The following is an 18,516-nucleotide window of genomic DNA, read 5'->3' as shown; positions in this document are numbered from 1 at the left end:
CAGGTAAAGCGTGAAAATATTTAGCTTGCGGTTTAGTGTGTTTGCTATATTTTGGGTATTAATAATCGTGTTGGACAGTATCAATATACCGTTAAGTATTATATTTTTTGCAGTATCGCTTGCAATGTATTTTTTCCTTTCTCTTAGAAGGGCTCTTTTGCTGCTTTACATCATGCTTTCTGCCGTTATATGCGGGCATGGTTATTTGTGGACTGATGATTATTCGCTTTCGCTGCTTCTTTTATTGTTTATCACAACTGATGCTGCCATGACTTTGCCTGAAAAAATATTCCCGTATTATTTGACGATGAATATTGGGTTATCAGTTTTGTTCGGTATGTTTACTAAGGGATGGCTGCTTGAAATCATTGCCATCAGCTTGCTTTTTACATTTTTGGTGCTGAAATTAAGTCGTATGAATGATGAACGACGTGAGCAAAGGGATATTTATGACCAGCTTCTGGGAGAATACAGAAAACTAAAACGAATGAATCTGGCTGCAGAGCAGAATGCTAGATTGGAAGAACGGACAAAAATTGCCCGTGATCTTCACGATTCTGTTGGGCATCAATTGACCGCACTGATTATGAAATTGGAAACGCTTGCCATTGAAACAAAACAATCAGAATATAATATATTAAAACAAATGGCCAGTGAAAGCTTGGAGGAAACAAGACAGGCAGTAAAGGCACTTAAAACAGACGAAAATGAAGGGATTGCAACAGTAATTCACTTGATACGCAAATTGGAGGCGGAAAGCCATTTGCTCGTTCAGTTTACCATCAGGCAGGGTGTTTTGTCGGTTCCGCTATCAAATGAGAAGAGTGTTATTTTATACCGCGTCATTCAGGAGGCGTTGACTAATGCTATGCGGCATGCCCAGTCAAGGGAAGTTCATGTCACGTTAGGGAAATCGGCGGTGGAAGAGGTTTCATTTGAAATTGCTAATACAATCCAGCATGTGAAGCCATTTGAATATGGATTCGGTCTGTCGAATATGGAAAAGCGAGTAGAGGAAATAGACGGATTTCTTGATGTGTACCAGACAGATGAAAAGTTTGTAGTTAAAGGAACAATACCAGGGTCATAAGAGGTGAGCTTTATGTGGCGTGTGCTCCTTGTCGAGGATCAAGCAATTGTCAGACAGGGTCTTAAAGTTATTTTAGAGCAGGATGAAAACATCAATGTGGTCCAGGAAGCGGAAAATGGCGAAGAAGCTATAGCAATACTGGAAAAACATCTCATCGATTTTATCATGATGGATGTGAGAATGCCGGTCATGAATGGCATTGAGGCGACAAGGCAAATAAAACAGCGATGGCCGGATATAAAGATTTTGATATTAACGACATTCAATGATGATGAGTATGCACTTGAGGGTTTGAAAGAAGGGGCGAATGGATTTTTGCTGAAAACCTCGGAATCCGATAAGTTAATCGAAGCCGTCTACAGCTGTATGAGCGGTGGAATGACCATTCATGAAGAGGTCGCTGCTAAAGTGATGCCGCGTCTTCTCAAGCGTTCAAAAAGCGAACAAACTGCAGATGTCCCCCTTACAGAACGGGAACTCGTTATTACAAAGCTTATTGGAGAAGGCTGGACTAACAAGGAAATTGCCGAGGAACTCTATTTATCCATCGGTACGGTAAAAAATTATTTGACGCAGATTTTACAGAAGACGGGATTGCGAGACAGGACGCAATTGGCCATCTATGCAGTGAAGCATCATATTACTGATGATTGATATGCAATTTAATCAACTGTCCAAATTATTTAGGTATTGTATTTAGTTGTTACAGTTATAAACTGTGACAAAACACACCACTTCGTTTGACGGATAACGGTTCTATGAAACGAATTGTTTCTTCGCTAAAAGATGTTTGCTGAACAAAAAAATCCTTTGCTGTTCGGGATGTTGATCTTCAATTAACGGGCCATTTAATGGAATAAGGAAAGGTGAGCTCAATTCAATCAAAATGAATCGGGCTCCCTATTACACCTTCGCTAATTAAATTTCTCTGGATAAAAAGGACTTGTCTGTAAAACGTCTATCACAGTACTTAACTAAAAAAGGGACCATAATTACGTTTTTTATGTTGAACAGAAATCCACCTAGTAGTCGTAAATTCCTCAAGCGCCCAGTCTCCGTTAAAACGACCAATCCCTGAATCCTTTTCACCGCCAAACGGCACGTGTGCCTCATCATTGATCGATTGGTCATTTACATGAACCATACCAGTATGAATTCTTCTGGCGACATTTACACCGTTTTCTAAAGAGGCAGAATGAACCGCTCCACTTAATCCATAGGGTGAATCGTTAGCAATTTTAATTGCCTCATCTACATCCTTAAACGCGATAATAGGGGCGACTGGGCCGAAAATTTCATTGCTGGCAATCGGCATATCGTTTGTCACTTCGGTGAGGATCGTCGGCTCAAGGATATTGCCTTCAGTTGTACCTCCCATAACTTTTTTCGCACCAAGTTCCACACTCAGATTAATATCTTTAAGAATACCTTTCAACTGACCTTCGTTAATCACTGGTCCAACATTTGTTTTGGGATCTTCCGGGTCTCCTACTTGCAATTTATCAACTTTATTTCTGAATGCCTCGACAAACTCATTATACCTTGACGCCGGAACCAAGATGCGGTTTGCGGCAATACAAACCTGTCCCTGGTGAAGAAACTTACCAAAGACGGCCGATTCCACTGCATCCTCAATATTTGCGTCCTCCAACATGATGAAAACATTGTTCCCGCCAAGTTCCAATGCTGTTTTCTTTAATGATTTGCCTGCCAGTTCACCGATATGTCTGCCGACTTCTGTTGAACCGGTAAATGAAATGAAACGAGGAATCGGATGTGTGACCATATCATCGCCAATTTCAGAACCACGGCCAGCAACAACGTTCAGCAATCCTCCTGGCAAACCCGCCTCCTCAAAGAGACTGGCAATTAACAGCCCCCCGGTAACAGGGGTGTCTGTCGCCGGCTTAACAACAACGCCATTACCAGTTGCAAGTGCTGCGGCGACTGACCGCATTGTCAGATGCAACGGAAAATTCCATGGGCTGATGACACCTACTACACCAAGTGGCTCACGATATACCCGATTTTCTTTTCCTTCCGTTTTCGAAGGTGTAATCACTCCGTTCATTCTCAAAGGGAAAGTTGATGCTTCTCTTATATCATTGTAAGCTGCTTGGAATTCAACCATTGCTTTTATCCTTGTACTGCCAGACTCATTTACTAACCATCTAATTATTTCTTCCTGATTTTCTGTCATCAGATTGGCTGCTTTCTCAAATATTTGTTGCTTAAATTGAGGTAACGTAGCAGCCCAATCCTTTTGTGCACTTTGAGAAGATTCGTAGGCATCATTTAAATCATCACTGTTCCCTGCCTGAATTTCCAAAATCAACTCTTCGTTATATGGGTTGATATCTTCTAATGTTCGATTGCTTCTACCTTTTCTCCATTCACCGGATATATATAAGTTACTGAAGTCCCTATCCATGGTGTCCCTCTCCTTTATATAGTGGATCGCCATTACGGCTCACCTCTTTTCACGTGTTATTTCACGCTAAGAACAATTTTTCCTTTCGCATGATGCGTCTCACTTAACCGATGGGCTTCCTGAATATTTATAAGTTTCATGACGGTCCCAACATTCGGGTGGATTTCACCTTTTTCAATCAGTTCTCTTATTTTTTCCAGTTGCTCTCCATCTGGGTCTAAGAAGACATAGCCTGCTTTAACACTTTTCTCTTTTGCAAGTTCTTGATCTGGTTGGTCGGCAATTGAAACAAGATAGCCATTTTCTTTCAAAACATCGAAACTCTGTTTTTGGATGTCGCCGCCAAGCGTATCAAATACAATGTCCATATCAGCAAGAACGTGTGTGAAATCTTCGTTGCAGTAATCGATAACTCTGTCGGCCCCCAATGATTTAACAAATTCAACGTTTTTCGTACTGCATGTCGTCGCCACCCAGGCACCGAACGATTTTGCTAGTTGAATGGCAAAACTTCCAACCCCTCCTGACCCAGCGTGAATTAACACTTTGTCACCTTGTTTGATGCCAGCAAAGTCAACTAGACATTGCCACGATGTTAATCCAACAAGTGGAATCGATGCAGCTTCCTCGAATGAAAGGTTTTCTGGCTTTTTTGCAACGAGCTGTTCATCAACAGCAACATATTCCGCATAGGTTCCATTGCGGGTTATATCTGGCCTGGTAAATACCTGGTCTCCAGTCCTAAATTTCGTCACATTCTTTCCTACTTCTTTTATTGTTCCTGCGGCATCCAAACCGAGAATAAATGGAAAGTCATATTGCAGCATCCCTTTTAGATACCCTTCACGTAATTTCCAATCAACGGGATTAACGGAGGTTGCTGCAACCTCGATCAAAACGTCATTGTCTTTCAAATTTGGTTCGTCTACTTCCATATATTTTAACTCATCGATGCCGCCGTAATTTTCGATAATAACTGCTTTCAATTTGGCGCCTCCTTCATAATGCAAATTCTCTATTCCTGGTTAGTTATTTCGTCGTTGACTTTAACAAGTTGTTTGCCAAGGTTTTCACCTTTGAATAAGCCAAGAAATGCCTGCGGAACGTTTTCAAATCCTTCCACAATGTTTTCCTCGTATTTTAAACTACCTTCAGATACCCATTTCGCAAGTGTTTGAATACCCTCATCGAAACGGTCAGAATAATCACCGATAATAAATCCTTTGATTAAGGACCGGCTCTTGATCAGATTCGGCTGGATCCTTGGACCGATATCACCATCTGTGCGGTTATAGGATGAAATAGCACCGCACAAGGGAATGCGTGCAAAGTCATTCAGCAAACTCATTACCGCATCCGAAATCTCTCCACCTACATTGTCAAAATAAACATCCACTCCGTTTGGGCATGCCTGTTTGAGAGAATCATTGATATTACCCGCGGTTTTGTAGTTGACGGCCTTGTCAAATCCAAGCTCCTTCTCCAGAAAAGCGGTTTTATTATCAGAACCGGCAATTCCCACAACACGCGCCCCCTTAATCTTTGCAATTTGGCCAACTATCATTCCAACAGCTCCAGCCGCTCCAGAAACAACAACTGTTTCACCCTCTTGTGGATTTCCGATATCCAGCAAACCGAAATATGCAGTCAATCCAGTCATACCAAGAACACTTAAATAAGAAGATAGTGGCGCTATTGTGTCATCGACTTTACGTACTCCGGATGCTTCGATAACATTGTAGTGTTGCCATCCAAGCATGCCAATCACCTTATCGCCTACACTCAGTTGATCAGATCTAGATTGAACGACTTCCCCAATTATTCCGCCAGATATCATCTCATTTAATTTGTATGGTTCTGCATAAGATTTTGCATCACTCATTCTCCCCCTCATATATGGATCAACTGATAGATATATGGTTCGAACAAGGACTTGTCCATTTTCTGGCGCTAAAACAGCAGTGTTCTTAAATTCAAAGTTTTCTTCAGTCGGCATCCCCTCTGGACGTTTTGACAATAAGATTTGTTGATTTTGTAAATTTTGTGTCATGTTATCACTACTCCAATTCGTTTACACTTAATTTGACCTCAATATTTCCCCGTGTTGCTTTTGAATAGGGGCAAATCTGGTGTGCTAATTCTACAAGTTCATCTGCTGTATTTTGATCAACCTCGGGAACGTGAACATCCAATTGAACAGCAAGAGCAAATCCACCATTTGTATCTTTACCAATGGAAACACTAGCCTTAACCTGTGTTTCACCTATTTTAATTCGTTTTTGTCTAGCTGCCATATTCAGTGCACTATCGAAACAAGCTGCATAACCCGCTGAGAATAATTGCTCTGGATTCGTACCTTCTCCTCCAGAACCACCTAGAGTTTTCGGCATGGTTAATGGCATATTAATATTGTTATCATCTGAAACGACGCGACCATTACGTCCGCCTTTTACTGAAGATGTAGTTGTATACAAAGCTTTCATGATTATCACCTCAAATTAAATTTTATGCAATTAAATTGTGCACAATTAATATTATACACAAAATAAATTTTCGGTCAACATGATAAGATTGACAATAAGTAGAGTTCCATTTAATTTAAAAGAGAAGAATGAAAGGATGAGTTTTTACTGATGAATAAAAATGAGGCAATGAAACTTAGCAATCAACTTTGTTTTTCAATATATTCGCTTTCGCGAGAAATAAATAAAATGTACCGTCCATTACTTGGAGAGTTAAATTTAACCTATACTCAATATCTCGCTTTACTTGTTTTATGGGAAAAAGAAACATGTACGGTAAAAGAGATTGGAGAAGTACTTTATCTTGATTCTGGAACCTTAACCCCAGTACTCAAACGTATGGCTGAGAGAAACCTAGTCAATCGAAAGCGTGATTCTAAGGATGAGCGTAAAGTCTTAATCTCTTTAACAGAGGAAGGATGGGAATTGAGGAATCATGCAAAAGAAATCCCTTCAGAGCTTATTAATAAAAGTGGCCTCACACAAGAGGAGTTCACTAAAACTCTTTCGGATTTCACTACATTGTTAAAACAAATACAGCAAGAAAATTCGAAATAATAATCAAGTTTCGCGATTAAATGTATAGTGAGCGCTACCTATATACCAAAAGACCATCATTCCGACTGTTTGCACAATATAGTCCCGTACCCCAGCTGAAAAACCATATATAAGTGCCAAACAATGCTCCATTTGACAAGTTAAATTGTAACTATTAAGATTCCATTTTTTAATAAAACTTAACAATAGGGTGCCGCTCGACAAGTTCTGTTATAAACGCTGCATAGTGTTTATAGCAGGAAATTAAAACAATTTCAACTTTGCAACGGAGAATGGGAATGACGGAACCATGTTTTTTGAAACCATCTCGTTAATAAATCCTGCATGCGTTAAGGCTGACAGGCTTTGGGTTATGAAGCCGAAAGGCGACAGGAACCGAAAAATAACTGGGTGGATAGTGTTTGATAACATAACTCGAAAGATAGCTGACTTTCAACTGGTGTGCAACATGGGATAAGGCGTTGGTGAATCATTCAAAAGGATGGTAACAGTCGATGAACACTTCAATAAAGAAGTCCGCATTACCATCCCTTACTGACTGGAACAGTATGAACTGGCAAACATTAATCGGTATGTAGAGAGATTACAACAACAAATACACCATGCCGTACACATGGATAAATGTATGCTTGAACCGTATGTGCTGAAAGGCACACGTGCGGTTCTTAGGGTGGATAGTAATATCCCTGACCTACCCGACAAAAGGGAGCGATAACTTCACCCCCTTACCTATCTGTATAATAAGTCTTGCGCCTTCTTTTGCTTAAAGGGCCATATTCTTGAGGAGGGAAGATCAATAGGTGAAAAGCTTGCTTGATGCTCAACTTGAAGGGAGAAATGTGCAGCCAATGGCATAGCATATAAAATTGATAATGTATTCTTAAAAAAGGAGAACCGAAATGATACTACATATTATTGAAGGCGAAGAATGGATAAAGGCAAAAGAACAGGGGATTTATACACCTGCTAGTATTGTGACTGATGGGTTTATACATTGTTCGACAACTGAACAAGTTATTGAAATAGCCAATTTTTTGTATAAAGGATACTTTGGACTAGTACTGTTGTGCATAGCTTCTAATAAGGTAAATTCCAAGATTGTTTATGAGGATTTATATGAAACAGGAAAATTATATCCGCATATCTACGGTTCTTTAAATGTAGATGCTGTGTTCAAAGTGGTAGAATTTGAAACGAACAGTGACGGAAGCTTTGATTTACCTTATGAAATAAACGAAATTGTAACTTAACTATCGGATGGTCTTCATTAAGTAACTTATGAGTCATTTATACATATATTTTCTACTTTTGTGGTCTTCCAGAATCGGGCGCGCGCGACAAGTTCTGTTATAAACGCTGTAAAGCGTGAAAAACAGGAAATTAATATAAAATAGTTTCAACTTTACAACGGAGGATGGGAATGACGGAACCAGGTTTCCTGAAACCATCCATTTTCAGTCCTACTCAAACGAACGCATTTCCTGAATAAGGATTTGCGTCATTTCTTGTGAAAAGGGCCATTTAATTAAATAAGAGTTTATTAAGCTAAACGATGCAGGTTAGTTTAACAAGGGTCGGTATTGAACCTTTAAAATGCATAAAAAGGAGGCTGAAACCAGCCCCTTTTTTATGCATTTAGTTGTTTTAAAACAAGCTCGGCTACTGGACCACCAGAAGCTGGGTTCTGACCTGTAACAAGACGTCCATCTTCAACTGCGTAAGGAGCAAAAGCTTTTTCTGATTGATATTTAGCTCCTCGGTTGATCAATTCTGTCTCTGTAAGATAAGGAACATACTGATCTAATTCAGCAAGCCTTTCTTCCTCATTAGAAAATCCTGTCACAACTTTACCGTCTATGAGATATTCTCCATCTTGAGTTTTTATATTCAACAAACCTACTGCACCATGGCAAACAGATGAAACAATCCCACCATTTTTATAGATGGTTTGACTAATCTGTTGAAGGTCTTCATTTTCAGGGAAATCCCAAAGTGTTCCATGACCCCCAGCATAATAAATAGCACTGTAGTTATTTGGGTTTACTTCACTTGGTTTTAAGGTTTTCCCTAATTTGCCCATGAACTCTGGGTCTTGATAAAATTCCCAGTCAATTTCTTCGGCTTGAGCGAGACTATGAGGGTCAATTGGTGTGTAACCACCTTTAGGACTGACATAGTCAACTTCATAACCAGCTTCTTCTACCTTTTTCACAAAATGTACAGCTTCTCCCAGCCATAAACCTGTAGCTCTATTTAAATTTGGATATTTTGGAAAGCTACTAACAACAACAAGTATTTTATTGGACATACGCTCACTCCTTTATTAATATATTTGTATCTTACCACTTAAAGTGCACTTTAAGTCAACAGAAAGGAACGTTTATATTGACCAGATATACAATGAATGAAGTGAAACAGAAGATTGGATTATCTGCTTCTACGCTGCGCTATTATGAAAAAGAGCATTTAATTCCAGAAATTAACCGTGATTCATCTGGGAACAGAAGTTATACTGACACAGATATTGAGTGGATTTCTTTTATTAAAACGTTACGTGATACGGACATGCCCATTCATCTTATTAAGAACTATGTATCATTATTTCAGGAAGGGTCTAAGACAATTGCTACCAGAAAAGAGTTAATTGAATCTCATACAGAGAAAGTACAAAAAGAGGTTGAACAAAAGCTGGAAAGTCTTAAAGTCCTACAAAAAAAGGTTAAGTATTATGAAACCGTTGATCGTCGGAAACAAAGGTTAAGTCAGCGGGCTTTTAAAAAGGGTTAATTGGAAATGTACCACAATCGGGCGCGCTTGTCGAACAAGGCGCCCTTTGGAATTGTGCCACTTAATGGAATAGTGTATGTTAAAATTCAGGTAAAACATCAATGAAGGAGGAATTTATATGCAAAATGAGTATCTTATCTTATCGTCAATAGGTCTTATTTTAACGACTATCTCTTTACTGCTTCTTAACGGTTTTTTTCAATATCTAACAATGGGAATCGGCTTAGTTTTATTGTCTTTTGCCACTTTTAAGCTCCTCGTTATAGATCAAAAATCGGAACAGAAAAATATTTCGTAATGGAATAATCATAGTTCTGCAAACGGGCGCTAATCAGGAATAAGTATTTATGTTTCGAATACAATCAGATTCTGATGTGGAGGGTTTAGATGACAGAGTTTTCACAGATACAACGACAATACATTGAGCAGTATAAAAAGAAAAACTTTAAAGAAGCAATGCATTTAGTTGAATTAGCTGAACAAAATCACCCTGGGAAAATAGCGGAAAATTCCTTTTGGAAATCAGTTTTATATTGTTGCTTAGGTAGTAATGAAAAAGCCCTTTTTGAATTAAAAACAGCTATGGCACAAGGTGTATGGTGGAGTCCGGAACTCTTCTTATCAATACCTGAATTAAAACCTTTGCAAAATGAGACAGAGTTCAAGGAAATTTTAACAAGCTGTGAAACAAGACTGAAAGAAGTGCAGTCACAAACCAAAACTGAAACGATAGTTTGGCCATCAAAAAATAGCTCAGTTCATCCTTTAATTTATTCCCTTCATTGGCGCGGGGATAATATAAACAACTTTTCAAGTTACTGGGATGATGAAGAACTTAAAAATCGATATTCAATGGCGTTTCCACAATCCTCGCAATTATTTGCCCCAGAGGCTTTCTGTTGGGATGATTGGAAAAAGTCAAAGGATGAAATCATTGAAACGTATCACAAAGTTATATCAAATGATAATCTACATAAAGGCCCATTAATAGTTGCAGGTGCTTCACAGGGTGGTAAACTGGCTGTTGAATTAGCTCTTGAAGAAAACTCTATACCGGCAAAAGGTTTTATATTGATTGTTCCTGCAGTCGGAGAAGCAAACAAATATGAATCTATGATTAAAAAAGCTTTGTCACGCAATCTTCGTGGGGTTGTGATTACTGGGGATCAAGATCCTTACTTTGATGAAGCCAAGAGATTATGTGCAGTATTTGAAAAGTATAAATTCCCTTACAAACTAATGGTAAGCAAGGGGTTAGGTCATAACTTCCCGGAGGACTTTCGGACAAGATTAATTAAAGCCGTTGATTTTATTTTGCACGATGACTTAAAAGATTACGAATCGTTCTGAATAGTGTTCAATTAACGGGCGCGAACACGGAATAAAGAACGGTGCCTAAAGTGGCATTATTGGACCATTTTCTTGAATAAGAATATATTTTTTGAAAGAAGGTTAGAGATTTTGGTTATGAATGCTCTTTTAAGAGGTGGAATACCATTCATCATTATGAGCGGTATTGCTTTATTACTTTATTTTCAAGGAAAGTACTCGGATGTTAAAGGTACATTTGTTGCAAGCCTGATCGCTTTTTTTGTCGGCGCTGCATCCATTATTTATAACATAGAGCATTGGAGTTTGATTAAACGAAGCGGTGTCCATTTTATAATAATGCTTATAACAATTTATCCTATCCTTTTATTAAGTGGTTGGTTTACGATTGCATCTGTATTTGACGCTGTTAAAATTTTTATTCTTTTTGCTTTTGTTGGCATAATTTTATGGTCCTTATTTTTTATATTAGCCAGAATTTTTTCTTGGTAAATAATTAAGTGTATACCACAATCGGGTGCCTATCTGGAATAAGGATGGGCTTGTTACTTTGCGGAAATGGGGCAGGTAATTAAACGAAATTTCTAGGAGATGAAAAGTGAAGATTATTATTATAGGTTTAGCAATATTATTAACACTAACAATCGTGTTTGTTATTTCAGGAATTGCCTTGAATAAGCATAATATGAAGAAAGATAAATATGACCTATTAAATTACTTTAAAAAACATAAAGGTTCATTATCTATTACGCTTAAAGAAGATGGTCAAGATACGCTAGCTATAAACTCTGATAAAAAGTTTCCGTTAGCGAGTACCTTGAAAATAATAATAGCATTTAATTTTGTTAAGAGTGCAATGAGTAACAAAATCTCCATTACTGACAAGGTAAAATTAAAAGAACTTGATAAATATTACATTCAAGATACAGATGGAGGCGCTCATCCTAACTGGAAAAGGTCTATAAACTATCCGACTGAAGTATCTTTATTAGAAATAGCTAAAGGAATGATGCAATTCAGTTCTAATGCCTGTACGGATTTTCTAATAAATAAAATCGGAGTAGACGTTATTAACGAAAATATCGAAGTGCTCCAGCTAAATCACGATAAAATAAGTTATTTAACACCACCTGTCATAATGCCGGGATATTTATCAAATAAACGGAAGCTAGCTATAAATAAGATAAATGCAATGAATGGGCAATCGTACGAAGAATTATCGAATGAATTATTTGAAAAAATGAAAGATGATGAAAGTGATTATCTTAAAGAAAAAACGTCTAAAATGCTGGATCAAAAAACGCAACTTTTAATCACTAAAAAAATGGCTTTTTCATCGACCAAGCAATATGCTGACCTAATGCTTAGGTTGGGAAAGGAACTCTTAACCAAAAAGGAAAAAGACTTATTTAGCGAAATATTAATAGGTAAAAACGTCAAAAATGGCCAGGATGACTATTTTTGGTACAAGGGTGGAGCTACACCATATGTAATAACTTCTGCCTTATATAAAGAATCTCAAGATACCACGATATCGGTTTCTCTGTTTATCGAGGATGACAAAGGTGGAGAATTGTATTGGATAGGAAATATATTCAATGACTTTGTTGTAAGTGTTGCCACAGATACGGAGTTTAGAAAAAAAGTAAAGGAATTAGCAAGTTAAAGTATTACACAAACGGGCGCAGTTGTTGCATAAGCATTACGCCTGAATAGGGCCAGATTGAATAATAAACACATCGAAAGTAGAGGTGAGATTTTGAAAAAATTAATTATCTTTGGATTGCTTTTACTAATATTAGTAGGCTGTAACCAACGTAGTGAAGATTTAGAGGAATCCATTAATTCTGTTGTAGAGGATAAAAGTAAAGGTGAGATTGATGTAAATGCATATACGAACTTTGATTGGGAGAAAGCCTTTCTTTTCACTCCGTATAGTACAACTGAAAGTATTGAAGAACAATTAGAAACTAGCTTCAAAGATAAAAGTAATATCCATATCAGAGATGATATATATTTATTAGTATTCCTTAATGAAGATGAGGTCGTTCAGTATGCTGAGATAAAACGACAAGGCTCTGACTTTTCCATAAAAGAAACAGACAAAGAATATCTAACACTGTCTGAAGATGTTATAAGCTTTGAGGTGCATTAGAAATACATAATTCAACAATCGGGCGCCATTCCGGAACAAGGATTTGCGCTCGTACTGTAATAGGGCCAGATTGTTCCGTTATGGGGGGATTGAAGTTGATTATAAAAACAATTGTTGGCTCCTTGATAGCAGGAGTAATTTACACCATTATTATGGGGATATATTTCAAAAAGATTGGAATAAGCTCTTCGAGAAAATATATAAGCGGTATAGTGTTTACTGTTATTTTCTTTGTTTTATCTTTAATATTGAACAACTTTTTTTAACTTACAAACAGCAACTGCATATTAAGCAATAGCAATTCTGAAAGAAAATATTGTGGAAGAAAGGCTTATTAACACGGTTTGTTAATTATTATAAAACAATACCTTGCATTACAAGATAATCAAGTATACAATACACATATACCTTGTTTTACAAGATATAAGTGAGGTGAAAAAATCTTTGTCAACAACCCAAATGATGAAAGGAATTTTGGATGGCTGTCTATTGGCAATTATTAAGGACAGAGAGGTATATGGATATGAGCTGGCTGAGCAGCTTGAAATGTATGGATTTGACTCACTTAGTGAGGGAACAATCTATCCCCTCTTATTACGGATGCAGAAAGAAGAACTTGTTACATCTACTCGGAAGAAATCAACAGCCGGGCCAAAACGAAAATATTATTCGCTTACAAAAAAAGGGGAACAGGAGTTGGGAAAATTCCTTGAACGATGGAATTATTTACAGGCGAACGTTAATCGAGTGCTGAAACATGAAACAGCAACCGATCAATTTCCGGAAAGGGAGTGATGGGATGAATAAAAAAGTACAATTGTCCTACAAGAGCAGAAAATTCTTAGAAGACTTGCGGGTATATTTATTTTCCAGTGGAAAGGGTTCAGATGAAATTGAGGAAATTGTAGAGGAATTGGAAGTCCATTTGATAGAAGCAGAGAAAAACGGAAAATCGACCGAAAAAATTGTCGGCCATACTCCTAAGGAATATATGGAACAGCTGTCAGATGAAATGCCTGTTGATTACAGATCGTGGTTTAAGTATGTATTGATTATCATCTTTGGGGCGTTTTCCTTTACACTGGCTAATGACTTGATGGAGGGTACACTGTCCTACTCTCTGCTTGAATTGATAGGTCATGTTATCATAGCTGGTTGTCTTATAGTTGGTCTTTTTGCCGCGTTTAAATATATCGCTGGAAATCAGCTTTCAAAGTGGAAAGAAATTACTGTACTGTTTGCGTTAGGTTTTGTTCCAATCACTATGTTTGTTGGATTGATTTTTTTAAATCAATCCATTGAAACTCCGGTAATTCACTTTGGTACAACAGGTACTATTTTGACAGCAGTAGTTACAGCTATTTTTCTGATCGCTGTATCTTGGTGGGCAAAAACTTGGGTGTTACCGATTATTTTGACATTGCTTCTGCTTCCAGAATATCTGTTTGGACTTACTGAGATGGGCGAGGAAATGGTGTTGGTATTGGGTACAATTTTCACTTTCGGCGGTATCGGTGTTTATCTATTTATTGTAAGCAAGATGGATAAAGCATCATGATTGTGAAAGATGGCTCTGTTGTTTTGACAAAAAGAAATCATCCAATAATCTCACAGGCGTGGGATAGCCAAATGGACGATATAGTCAAAAATCTGATTAGAAAGGTAAAACAAGGAGACCAACTTGCTTTTAGTGAGTTAATCGAACTCTACTAGCGTACAAAGTACACAATTTGATGATGAGCACCCTGTAATATCTATAACTGTATATGATGAAGAAGACATTACGAAAGTTGAAAGTTATTTAGAAGATAATTTGTCTGATGAAGATTTAAAAGAATACCAGCTCAATGTGTATGAATGGTCATCAAATCCTAAGGAATTTCGTAAAAATGCACGGAAAAATATAGATTCAGATTATAAATAATTAGACGTTATTTCCACAATCGGGCGCAGTTATGGAAGAAGCACTGTGTCCGAATCGGGCCATTATGCAGAACAAGTAAGGGGATATATTATTATGTTATTTAATAATAAAGAACATCCGTGGCGTTTTGCTATCGGAGGTTGGGGAGCATTTGTTGTGGCAGCTATTTTGTTCTTAATATTCGATTATGATATATATCTAATGCTTGGTCTTTTAACCGCAGCAATAATTGTAACGATTGGGAACGCTATTTATGTACTTTACACAAAGCGAAAATCAAAGGGGGAATAGAGCCTTTGATTTCAGACATCAACAATACAGTATTTTAAGCAATCGGGCGCGCTAATCGAATAGTGCGTCCTTCTAAATCGGACTATTATTATTGAAGATAAGAAGGGATAAGAAGGTATTTCAGTAATGAAGCAGAAGTATGGAGTAAGGTCATTAAAATTATGAGAGGAGTGGAGAATTTATGGTTAAGCATTTGATCGTTGGCGACATAACGCATGAACTAGCCACCACGCGACGCGTTCTGGAACGCTTGTCCGAGGAATATATGTCGTGGAAGCCGCACGATAAATCAATGTCGCTCGGAGGGCTGGCCACGCATTTGATTAATCTGCTGAACTGGCAAATCGAGATTTTTCAGTACCCTGAGTTTGATCTATCGACCGTGCCGTTAAGACGGGAACCTTTGGAAAAACGCTCTGACGTTCTGGGGGAGTTCGACGCGAACGTCGGCAAGTTAGAAAAGCTGCTAGCTGAATGCGACGAGAAAACGCTTGGCGAGGAATGGACGTTGCGCCACGGTGACCATATCATCCAATGTGAGCCGCGGGCGATTGCGCTTCGCACCTTTGGACTAAGCCACATGGTTCATCACCGGGCGCAGCTTGGGGTTTATTTGCGTTTACTAGATATTCCGGTACCGGGTATCTATGGTCCCTCGGCCGACGAGGAAGCCCAATAAATCAGTTTCTCGATGCGCCAAATGTCGCAGAGCATCGGCATGACCGCTGGTACTCTCCAACTAATTTGATCAGTATTCTGGTACGGTGTGAACAAGGGGTACTTCACTGAAAGACTAGGGGGTACTCCTTAAATATCGCTTACGCTGTCTTTAATGTCCTACAAAAATAAAGTCGGTAACTCTACAATAAAGTTGTATACAAAAATCGGTTACCGGTATTCCTCAAACGGGCGCTAATCAGGAATAAGTATTAGCGCCTAAACTGGATATAAGGGGCCAGATTGTTGAAGAAATTTCATACGGTGAAACTTCATAATTCTTATAACGTATTTAATTGTATAGAGAAAAATATTTAAAATCACATTTACCGCTACAAAATTTAATTTAAAGCGATTACAAGAGGGTTAGGGGGTGACTTAAGGTATGTGGCGGAAAGTTAGTCATTCTTTTTGGGTAGTTGCATTTGTATTAATGTTTTCTGGATGCGGAACTGATTCAACTGAGGCTGCAAAACAAGCGGCTACAGAATTTAAAGAGATGCAATTTAATATTAAATACGAAGAAATCTCTGAGAAAAAAACACCAGATAACCTTGAAGAAATAAAAGAAACATTTGGGTTGTATGCGACTGAAAAGGAAAGTAAATATTTATTTAACCAGGGTATTATTAGTTATATTAAAAGTTTTTCACGTCAGACAAAAAGTGATTTATCTGTGAAAAGTCTTTCTTTTGAGGTGGGTAATGTTAACACGGATGATGAAATTAGTTTTGATTACGATATAAATATTGAAGTCAAAGGTACTGGAGAAAAACCTGAAACGAATTCCATCAAGGATTTTGGCCAACTTGTCATGAAAAAAACAGAAGAAGGATGGAAAGTGGATAAAGACAGACAACAGATGGATGGCTTCGCTGAGTTACGACAAGAACTTATCCAATAAAATTTAAGAGGAATTTGTATTCAAATCTTCCAGAAAAGAGCGCAAAAATTGAATAAATCTGATAATCGAAAGTAGCCTTTTTATTGAGATAATAAAGATGGTTAAAATAATGGAGGGGATTACAGTGAAGCATTTGGCTGTTTTTTGTGGATCAAGCAACGGAGCATCTGATGTGTATGGTGAAGGTGCTGTTCAGCTAGGAAAAGAACTCGCTAAACAAGAGATTACACTTATATACGGTGGAGCGAGCGTTGGAATGATGGGGTCAGTAGCAAATGCTGTTTTAGAAAACGATGGGCAAGTCATTGGGGTCATCCCTGAAATGTTGGAAGACCGAGAGATTTCGCATCCCAATTTAACTAAGCTATTTGTTGTCCAATCCATGCACGAACGGAAAGCTAAGATGGCTGAATTAGCCGATGGTTTTATTGCTTTGCCTGGAGGACCAGGAACACTAGAGGAATTTATGGAAGTCTTCACTTGGGCTCAATTGGGTGAACATCAAAAACCATGCGGCCTTTTAAATATTAATCATTACTATGATCCACTTGTATCTTTTTTTAACCACATGGCGGATGAGCAATTTTTAGATGAAAAATATCGTTCAATGGCCCTTGTGGATTCGTCTCCTCAACATTTAATTGAAAAGTTTTATACATATCAACCACCGGCAGTAAAAACATATATTAAAAAGATCAAACATAGGTGATTATCGTTCATCTTTCCGCAATAGGGCGCATTACTTTAACAACGGTAATGCTCTTTCCTTATTCAAGTAAAGGCAGGTTAGTTGAATTTTATAGCTAAAGCGTTTCTCGCGAGGGAGGGTATAGTGAATATTCTACTGTATCTTATTGGACCATTGATAGCGGTTTTCGTTGTTAGTACGGTAATGTCGGTAATATATAAAAATGAAGAAAAAAAGGATAAAGGTTTTGTACTAAACTATCATAAATTAACTTATAGAAGGAGATTAATACGTGCAGTGTGGGGGGTTCCAATTGTTTCGCTAATATACCTCGCTTTATATTGGTTTAGTGATTTAACGTCAAATGAATACAAAATCATTGGAATCATTTTCTTATTCCTAGTCTTACTCGATATCGTCCACAATTATGAAAAGTGGAAAAGAAATGAGAAGAAATGATAACTTATTATGAATAAGTAACGGTAGTGTTATTTTAATAAGGTTCTTCAGAAGGATCTTCCATAATAGGGCGCAAGAATTGAATAATAACTTGCGTCCATTCCTGCTCAACTGGGCCATTTTGTTGCATAAAAGAAACTTTTTATATGGCTAATTCGTACAGAGTAAGACAGCTCGATTAAACGAAAAGATGGTTCAATAGTATGAGTATGAATTTGTTAATATTAAAAATGACTGGCACGTACCCAGGGTAAGAAAAAATCAAAAGGTGCTCAAAATTTATTAGATAGTTTAATACCACTTGGAATGACGATTGGTTGTGCTATAGGATGAAACGAAAAAGCTTAAGAATGAGAATGAGGAATTAAAAGAGGAAAATAAACAATTAAATGCTTTCAGTTGAAAAGATGGTAAAAAATACGACAAAGCTTTATAAAATCTGCAGGAATCATTATAAGAGCTTTGAGGAGAGACATAATAAGTTTGCTGTTGTTTTTCTCAGAAAGAACGTGACAGAGCCTCTGAGCCATTTTATGAAAGAAATACAGGGTGCAGTGCATTAACAAGATCGAGCAAAGGCGAGGAGCAATGATTTAGAGCTTTAGAGGACATTTGTTATGCCGAGAAAACTTTTGGAGGGAAAAGCAACCCTGAATAAACT

21 protein-coding genes and 1 pseudogene are annotated in these 18,516 nt (G+C 37.7%); 17 read left to right on the top strand and 5 right to left on the bottom strand.

From position 1 onward, the window contains the following. The first annotated feature begins 172 nt into the window (after positions 1 to 172). Positions 173 to 1,090 (top strand): sensor histidine kinase, encoded by a 918-nt coding sequence (locus tag AOX59_RS13600; protein ID WP_237049270.1) that lies wholly within the window; start codon positions 173 to 175, stop codon positions 1,088 to 1,090. 12 nt (positions 1,091 to 1,102) lie between these two features. Then, positions 1,103 to 1,744 carry a response regulator transcription factor gene (locus tag AOX59_RS13595; protein ID WP_068446348.1) on the top strand — a complete coding sequence of 214 codons (642 nt, stop codon included), beginning with the start codon at positions 1,103 to 1,105 and terminating at the stop codon, positions 1,742 to 1,744. 316 nt (positions 1,745 to 2,060) lie between these two features. Here AOX59_RS13595 and AOX59_RS13590 read toward each other — a convergent pair whose 3' ends face one another. From AOX59_RS13590 to AOX59_RS13575, 4 genes are read right to left on the bottom strand one after another with little or no spacing between them, the layout of a single operon-like run. After that, positions 2,061 to 3,521 carry an aldehyde dehydrogenase family protein gene (locus AOX59_RS13590; RefSeq protein ID WP_068446345.1) on the bottom strand — a complete coding sequence of 487 codons (1,461 nt, stop codon included), beginning with the start codon at positions 3,519 to 3,521 and terminating at the stop codon, positions 2,061 to 2,063. 56 nt (positions 3,522 to 3,577) lie between these two features. After that, positions 3,578 to 4,507: an NADP-dependent oxidoreductase gene (locus AOX59_RS13585; RefSeq protein ID WP_068446343.1), complete on the bottom strand. Its 930-nt coding sequence runs from the start codon at positions 4,505 to 4,507 to the stop codon at positions 3,578 to 3,580. A gap of 29 nt (positions 4,508 to 4,536) precedes the next feature. Beyond that, on the bottom strand, positions 4,537 to 5,571 hold the full coding sequence (locus AOX59_RS13580) for an NADP-dependent oxidoreductase (protein WP_068446340.1): 1,035 nt from the start codon (positions 5,569 to 5,571) through the stop codon (positions 4,537 to 4,539). Positions 5,572 to 5,578: 7 nt separating this feature from the next. Next, the gene (locus tag AOX59_RS13575) at positions 5,579 to 6,004 is read right to left on the bottom strand and encodes an organic hydroperoxide resistance protein (protein WP_068446338.1); all 426 of its coding nucleotides are present in this window, start codon (positions 6,002 to 6,004) and stop codon (positions 5,579 to 5,581) included. A 150-nt stretch (positions 6,005 to 6,154) separates the two neighbouring features. Between AOX59_RS13575 and AOX59_RS13570 the strand changes: the two genes are divergently transcribed. Then, positions 6,155 to 6,601: a MarR family winged helix-turn-helix transcriptional regulator gene (locus AOX59_RS13570; protein ID WP_068446336.1), complete on the top strand. Its 447-nt coding sequence runs from the start codon at positions 6,155 to 6,157 to the stop codon at positions 6,599 to 6,601. A gap of 899 nt (positions 6,602 to 7,500) precedes the next feature. Beyond that, on the top strand, positions 7,501 to 7,851 hold the full coding sequence (locus AOX59_RS13565; protein ID WP_068446334.1) for a DUF952 domain-containing protein: 351 nt from the start codon (positions 7,501 to 7,503) through the stop codon (positions 7,849 to 7,851). A 377-nt stretch (positions 7,852 to 8,228) separates the two neighbouring features. On the opposite strand, the gene AOX59_RS13560 is transcribed toward AOX59_RS13565, so the two are convergent. Further along, positions 8,229 to 8,909, bottom strand: coding sequence for a type 1 glutamine amidotransferase domain-containing protein (locus AOX59_RS13560; RefSeq protein ID WP_068446332.1), 681 nt, complete (start codon positions 8,907 to 8,909; stop codon positions 8,229 to 8,231). A 92-nt stretch (positions 8,910 to 9,001) separates the two neighbouring features. Between AOX59_RS13560 and AOX59_RS13555 the strand changes: the two genes are divergently transcribed. The 13 genes and pseudogenes from AOX59_RS13555 to AOX59_RS13500 all read left to right on the top strand — a co-directional run bounded on the left by AOX59_RS13555 (position 9,002) and on the right by AOX59_RS13500 (position 17,417). Next, complete coding sequence (locus tag AOX59_RS13555; protein WP_068448359.1) at positions 9,002 to 9,388, top strand: MerR family transcriptional regulator; 387 nt, start codon at positions 9,002 to 9,004, stop codon at positions 9,386 to 9,388. A 118-nt stretch (positions 9,389 to 9,506) separates the two neighbouring features. Continuing rightward, positions 9,507 to 9,686 carry a hypothetical protein gene (locus tag AOX59_RS13550; protein WP_068446331.1) on the top strand — a complete coding sequence of 60 codons (180 nt, stop codon included), beginning with the start codon at positions 9,507 to 9,509 and terminating at the stop codon, positions 9,684 to 9,686. An 89-nt stretch (positions 9,687 to 9,775) separates the two neighbouring features. After that, a complete protein-coding gene (locus AOX59_RS13545; RefSeq protein ID WP_068446329.1) occupies positions 9,776 to 10,738 on the top strand; it encodes an alpha/beta hydrolase in 963 nt (320 codons plus the stop codon). Between the two features lie 72 nt (positions 10,739 to 10,810). Beyond that, entirely contained in the window at positions 10,811 to 11,209 is a 399-nt protein-coding gene (locus AOX59_RS13540) for a DUF3021 family protein (RefSeq protein ID WP_237049269.1), read from the top strand. 106 nt (positions 11,210 to 11,315) lie between these two features. Continuing rightward, positions 11,316 to 12,383 (top strand): serine hydrolase, encoded by a 1,068-nt coding sequence (locus AOX59_RS13535; protein ID WP_068446327.1) that lies wholly within the window; start codon positions 11,316 to 11,318, stop codon positions 12,381 to 12,383. A gap of 93 nt (positions 12,384 to 12,476) precedes the next feature. Beyond that, positions 12,477 to 12,872 carry a hypothetical protein gene (locus tag AOX59_RS13530; RefSeq protein WP_068446324.1) on the top strand — a complete coding sequence of 132 codons (396 nt, stop codon included), beginning with the start codon at positions 12,477 to 12,479 and terminating at the stop codon, positions 12,870 to 12,872. Positions 12,873 to 13,316: 444 nt separating this feature from the next. Further along, entirely contained in the window at positions 13,317 to 13,667 is a 351-nt protein-coding gene (locus tag AOX59_RS13525) for a PadR family transcriptional regulator (protein ID WP_179946408.1), read from the top strand. A gap of 4 nt (positions 13,668 to 13,671) precedes the next feature. Beyond that, the gene (locus tag AOX59_RS13520) at positions 13,672 to 14,430 is read left to right on the top strand and encodes an HAAS domain-containing protein (RefSeq protein ID WP_068446322.1); all 759 of its coding nucleotides are present in this window, start codon (positions 13,672 to 13,674) and stop codon (positions 14,428 to 14,430) included. 168 nt (positions 14,431 to 14,598) lie between these two features. Beyond that, positions 14,599 to 14,796 (top strand): annotated as a pseudogene (locus tag AOX59_RS20785) (hypothetical protein); the annotation flags it as partial. Positions 14,797 to 14,889: 93 nt separating this feature from the next. Continuing rightward, the gene (locus AOX59_RS13515; RefSeq protein WP_068446320.1) at positions 14,890 to 15,087 is read left to right on the top strand and encodes a hypothetical protein; all 198 of its coding nucleotides are present in this window, start codon (positions 14,890 to 14,892) and stop codon (positions 15,085 to 15,087) included. A 181-nt stretch (positions 15,088 to 15,268) separates the two neighbouring features. Continuing rightward, positions 15,269 to 15,766: a DinB family protein gene (locus AOX59_RS13510; RefSeq protein ID WP_068446318.1), complete on the top strand. Its 498-nt coding sequence runs from the start codon at positions 15,269 to 15,271 to the stop codon at positions 15,764 to 15,766. Between the two features lie 423 nt (positions 15,767 to 16,189). Continuing rightward, the gene (locus tag AOX59_RS13505; protein WP_068446315.1) at positions 16,190 to 16,708 is read left to right on the top strand and encodes a hypothetical protein; all 519 of its coding nucleotides are present in this window, start codon (positions 16,190 to 16,192) and stop codon (positions 16,706 to 16,708) included. Between the two features lie 124 nt (positions 16,709 to 16,832). Continuing rightward, positions 16,833 to 17,417, top strand: a complete 585-nt coding sequence (locus AOX59_RS13500) for an LOG family protein (RefSeq protein WP_068446314.1) — start codon at positions 16,833 to 16,835, stop codon at positions 17,415 to 17,417. The last annotated feature ends 1,099 nt before the right edge of the window (positions 17,418 to 18,516 follow it).

The sequence above is a fragment of the Lentibacillus amyloliquefaciens genome, from assembly GCF_001307805.1.
Classification (GTDB): Bacteria; Bacillota; Bacilli; order Bacillales; family Amphibacillaceae; genus Lentibacillus; species Lentibacillus amyloliquefaciens.
Note: the sequence above shows the minus strand (reverse complement) of the source record. Positions and strands in the feature narration are given on the sequence as shown.

Bases quoted from the DNA above. Each gene is read 5' to 3' on its own strand.
- AOX59_RS13565 (WP_068446334.1), top strand. From the start codon at position 7,501: ATGATACTACATATTATTGAAGGCGAAGAATGGATAAAGGCAAAAGAA.
- AOX59_RS13570 (WP_068446336.1), top strand. From the start codon at position 6,155: ATGAATAAAAATGAGGCAATGAAACTTAGCAATCAACTTTGTTTTTCA.
- AOX59_RS13520 (WP_068446322.1), top strand. From the start codon at position 13,672: ATGAATAAAAAAGTACAATTGTCCTACAAGAGCAGAAAATTCTTAGAA.
- AOX59_RS13595 (WP_068446348.1), top strand. From the start codon at position 1,103: ATGTGGCGTGTGCTCCTTGTCGAGGATCAAGCAATTGTCAGACAGGGT.
- AOX59_RS13505 (WP_068446315.1), top strand. From the start codon at position 16,190: ATGTGGCGGAAAGTTAGTCATTCTTTTTGGGTAGTTGCATTTGTATTA.
- AOX59_RS13575 (WP_068446338.1), bottom strand. From the start codon at position 6,004: ATGAAAGCTTTGTATACAACTACATCTTCAGTAAAAGGCGGACGTAAT.
- AOX59_RS13545 (WP_068446329.1), top strand. From the start codon at position 9,776: ATGACAGAGTTTTCACAGATACAACGACAATACATTGAGCAGTATAAA.
- AOX59_RS13555 (WP_068448359.1), top strand. From the start codon at position 9,002: ATGAATGAAGTGAAACAGAAGATTGGATTATCTGCTTCTACGCTGCGC.
- AOX59_RS13550 (WP_068446331.1), top strand. From the start codon at position 9,507: ATGCAAAATGAGTATCTTATCTTATCGTCAATAGGTCTTATTTTAACG.
- AOX59_RS13510 (WP_068446318.1), top strand. From the start codon at position 15,269: ATGGTTAAGCATTTGATCGTTGGCGACATAACGCATGAACTAGCCACC.
- AOX59_RS13580 (WP_068446340.1), bottom strand. From the start codon at position 5,571: ATGACACAAAATTTACAAAATCAACAAATCTTATTGTCAAAACGTCCA.
- AOX59_RS13560 (WP_068446332.1), bottom strand. From the start codon at position 8,909: ATGTCCAATAAAATACTTGTTGTTGTTAGTAGCTTTCCAAAATATCCA.
- AOX59_RS13515 (WP_068446320.1), top strand. From the start codon at position 14,890: ATGTTATTTAATAATAAAGAACATCCGTGGCGTTTTGCTATCGGAGGT.
- AOX59_RS13600 (WP_237049270.1), top strand. From the start codon at position 173: ATGCTTTCTGCCGTTATATGCGGGCATGGTTATTTGTGGACTGATGAT.
- AOX59_RS13590 (WP_068446345.1), bottom strand. From the start codon at position 3,521: ATGGATAGGGACTTCAGTAACTTATATATATCCGGTGAATGGAGAAAA.